The sequence below is a fragment of the Proteiniphilum sp. UBA5384 genome (assembly GCF_002410825.1).
GTDB lineage: Bacteria > Bacteroidota > Bacteroidia > Bacteroidales > Dysgonomonadaceae > Proteiniphilum.
The window spans coordinates 1-3415 of sequence record NZ_DHOS01000056.1 but is presented as its reverse complement, the minus strand read 5'-3'; the positions used below and the strand labels follow the sequence as shown (position 1 = coordinate 3415).

4 protein-coding genes are annotated in these 3415 nt (G+C 33.6%); 3 read left to right on the top strand and 1 reads right to left on the bottom strand.

Annotated elements, in window-relative coordinates; genetic code table 11:
• Positions 1-248: 248 nt before the first annotated feature.
• On the bottom strand, positions 249-404 hold the full coding sequence (locus B4G81_RS15245) for a hypothetical protein (RefSeq protein ID WP_349678749.1): 156 nt from the start codon (positions 402-404) through the stop codon (positions 249-251).
• A gap of 98 nt (positions 405-502) precedes the next feature.
• On the opposite strand from B4G81_RS15245, the gene B4G81_RS10885 reads away from it, so the two are divergent.
• The 3 genes from B4G81_RS10885 to B4G81_RS10875 all read left to right on the top strand — a co-directional run.
• A complete protein-coding gene (locus B4G81_RS10885; RefSeq protein WP_294082403.1) occupies positions 503-1357 on the top strand; it encodes a BRO family protein in 855 nt (284 codons plus the stop codon).
• A 409-nt stretch (positions 1358-1766) separates the two neighbouring features.
• Positions 1767-2051, top strand: a complete 285-nt coding sequence (locus B4G81_RS10880; protein WP_294082401.1) for a DUF86 domain-containing protein — start codon at positions 1767-1769, stop codon at positions 2049-2051.
• Positions 2052-2453: 402 nt separating this feature from the next.
• The coding region (locus tag B4G81_RS10875) for a hypothetical protein (protein ID WP_294082399.1) at positions 2454-3415 on the top strand (962 nt) is incomplete at its 3' end.

Below are 3415 nucleotides of genomic sequence, written 5' to 3'. Positions count from 1 at the left end.
CGAATCCCTTTCTTTCCGCTGAAAGAGGAAATTAGGGGTAAAATACTAATATTCCTCTTTTTTGTTTATTTATGTATTGATTATTAGCTGATTATAGTTTGTTTTGTGTGTTCGATACCAGAAATAGACTGTTTATTCCTATTTTTACTTGACGATATCGATTTATTATGAGTTGAAGACAACTGGTTTATATTTAAATGATTACGGATATGCCTGCATTGTTGTCTGAAATTCCTGTTTTTAGCATATTATTTTTTAACGTTTATAGCCGGAGGGTTTCGAACTCGTATAACTTGTTGAAAAGAAGTTGATTTATTCTTTATCCTTTTTTGCTTTTCAGTCAATCTGTATTTTTGAATGAGGGTGTTCGGATTGTTGGGTTGGGTAATTTCTATCATCCCCAATTCTAAGTATTTCTAATGGAAAAAGAATTTTGTTCAATTAGAATTGGATAAAATCGCTTAGTTGGGGTTATCTTTGTGAAGGTACTTAATATAATATTATGACTAAAGGAAATAATATTCAGTTATTTGAACAAAAGCAAGTTCGTACCCATTGGGACGGACAAGAGGAGAAATGGTACTTTTCCGTATCGGACGTAGTTCAGATATTATCTGAAAGTACAGACGTGAAACAATACATCAAGAAAATGCGTTCACGTGATACCGAACTAAATGTCAACTGGGGTACAATTTGTACCCCGGTTGTAATGATCGCTGCCGACGGGAAAAAAAGGAAAATACAAGCTGCCGACACAGAAGGCATATTAAGAATTATTCAATCAATCCCCTCAAAAAAAGCAGAGCCATTCAAACAATGGCTTGCAAAAGTAGGAAGAGAACGTATTGACGAAATTAATGACCCTGAGATTGGTATAGATCGACTGATGGAGACTTACCTGAGAAAAGGCTATAGCGTGGCTTGGATCAATCAACGCTTAAAGAGTATCGAAGTTCGCAAAGAACTCACCGACGAATGGGACAAACGGGGCGTAAAAAAAGGGCAGGAATACGCCATCCTCACTGACGAGATTACAAAAGCATGGAGTGGACTTTCGGTGAAACAGTATAAAGTTCATAAGGGATTGAAGAAGGAAAGCCTTCGGGATAATATGACCAATCTTGAACTGGTGCTTAACATGCTGGCAGAAGCTACTACGACCGAAATCAGCAAGGAGAAGAAACCGAAAACATTTCTCCAAAGTAAATCGATAGCTAAAAAAGGGGGTACAATCGCAGGGAATACCCGGAAAGAAATTGAATCTCAAACCGGCAAAAGAATCGTAACATCTCTGAATGCGAAGGCCGGACTACAAGACAAAACAGCTCAGAAACAAATAGAAGGAGAGGAAGAATAAAAACAAACGGGAGAGAAAACTGTCCAATATCAGCTTGTAAAGGAAAAGAATATCACCATTGCATCGAATCTATTATTACAGATTGTTTATTCAAACTTCCGAAAATTACTCAAAAGACGACTTCTATTTTGTATTCGAACGTCTTTCTTGTATTTGCAAAGTTCTGAGAGATATTGTTTTAATATTTAGACAAAATAAATTACTTATTGGTTATTTTCTGTAAATCAATTCTTTAAGTTTGTTGAGAAAATTTAGGAGTGGAATGAGGTGTTCGAACCTGATCCCTCTATCTCCGCGGAGATACAAAGCCAAAAGGCGATAAAAAACAGACAAAACCTACAAGTTCAATAACTTGTAGGTTTTGTCTGTTTTAGGCACATTCATTTTTTGAGAATGATGTGACCTTATATTGAATATAGACCTTGAAAAGGTTGTATCTTTATCAACTAAGAATTCATTAAATGGCATTTGTATGAGTTTCATCATTATTGGTGAAGAAATAAAACGGCTTGACAAATATACCGAAAAACAACTCTTGCCAAATTACCACTCGGTCTCGTGGAGTGATATTATGGGTATGCGAGACCGCCTTGCGCATGGTTATTTTGAAATTGATACTGATGTGATTTTTGACACATTGCGAAATGATATTTCTCCTCTTTTGGCTGTAATAAAACAGATAAAAAAGATGTAAGCACACAGCTTTAATTCCGGGTGTTATTTATTTCATTTAAAATTAAAGGTTTCACTCTAAACTAAAAACATTTTTCACCTGTTTTTTGCAAAATTTCCCTCCTGTATCAGATACCATTTTTACTTCTATTAGCCAGTTTTGTGGCCATGCCCTGTGAAAACTCCCGCACAGGAAATTTATTTCTTTCAAGAAAATCGATTTTCTTACGTAGTTTTTAAGTCCTGAGTTGTGTGGTTTGGTGTTGTGATGCATACATAATCAAATGCAATCCCAGATAAGAGTATTTTTGTGATAGCAGTTTTCTGTGGTTTATAGTGAAATAAACCTATAAAATTTTGTTGTAATATATTTATTTATTACATTTACAGTGTAGTTTTTATTTATATTACAAATTTATGGATTATGAAGATAGTATATTATTTAAATGAAGGCAGAAAAAAGAATCTATATTGCCGTATTAGCGATGGATCAGAAAGAGTAACCTTTAGTCTGGATTATTCAGTCGAACCAGATAAATGGAATTTAAAAAAAGGGGAAGTTGATATCGAAGATATATCTTATTTTACATTGAAAGATTTCAAGAAATATCTTACAGGGAAATACCATGAATTAAAAAATGAAGATAAAGATAATGTATTGATACGATTGAAAAACGAAGCACTCTTATTCACAAAAGAAAAGGGTATAGATGGAATTGCTGAAAGAATGTTCGATTATTTTAACAAGGACAGTGAGTTGCCCAAATATGCAGAATTTATAAAGGCCTTTGAGAAATTTAGTGGGTTAAAAAAAGGAGATTATAAGGTTGAAACAATTGGAGAAATTATTCATTTTCATACGGAGGAAGATATTTACGAAATGGATACTTATGAAGGACTAACGTCTAGATTGAGATCGTTTATTAAAAACAAATCATATGGTGAAATTTATACTGAAACAGATAAAAATATATGGAGTGAAATATATACTGATGTAGGTGTTGAAAAGCATGTTTTTTTGCCAGAATTTTTAAGACAGTGGGAAATGTATTGGAATAACCAATATCGAGAAATTAGGGAAAGTGTAGGAAAAACAAACCACTTAGATGAATTAAAGCAGCATTCTTGGAGACAATTTCAAGTATATATGGCATGTTATGATGACTGTGGAGATGCAATAAAATTAGCATGTGACATCGATGATATGGAGCTATATTCTATTTCAGTAATGACCATGATGAATATTTTTAACGCAGAAGTCTGTTATGATGAATATTGTGAACTTGAATTTGACGGGAATCCTGATTGGAAATCTATATCTCTTGATGAAGATGATGATAGCCCTGTATTTTATATTAGAACTCATTACTGTCCTATTAAAATCTC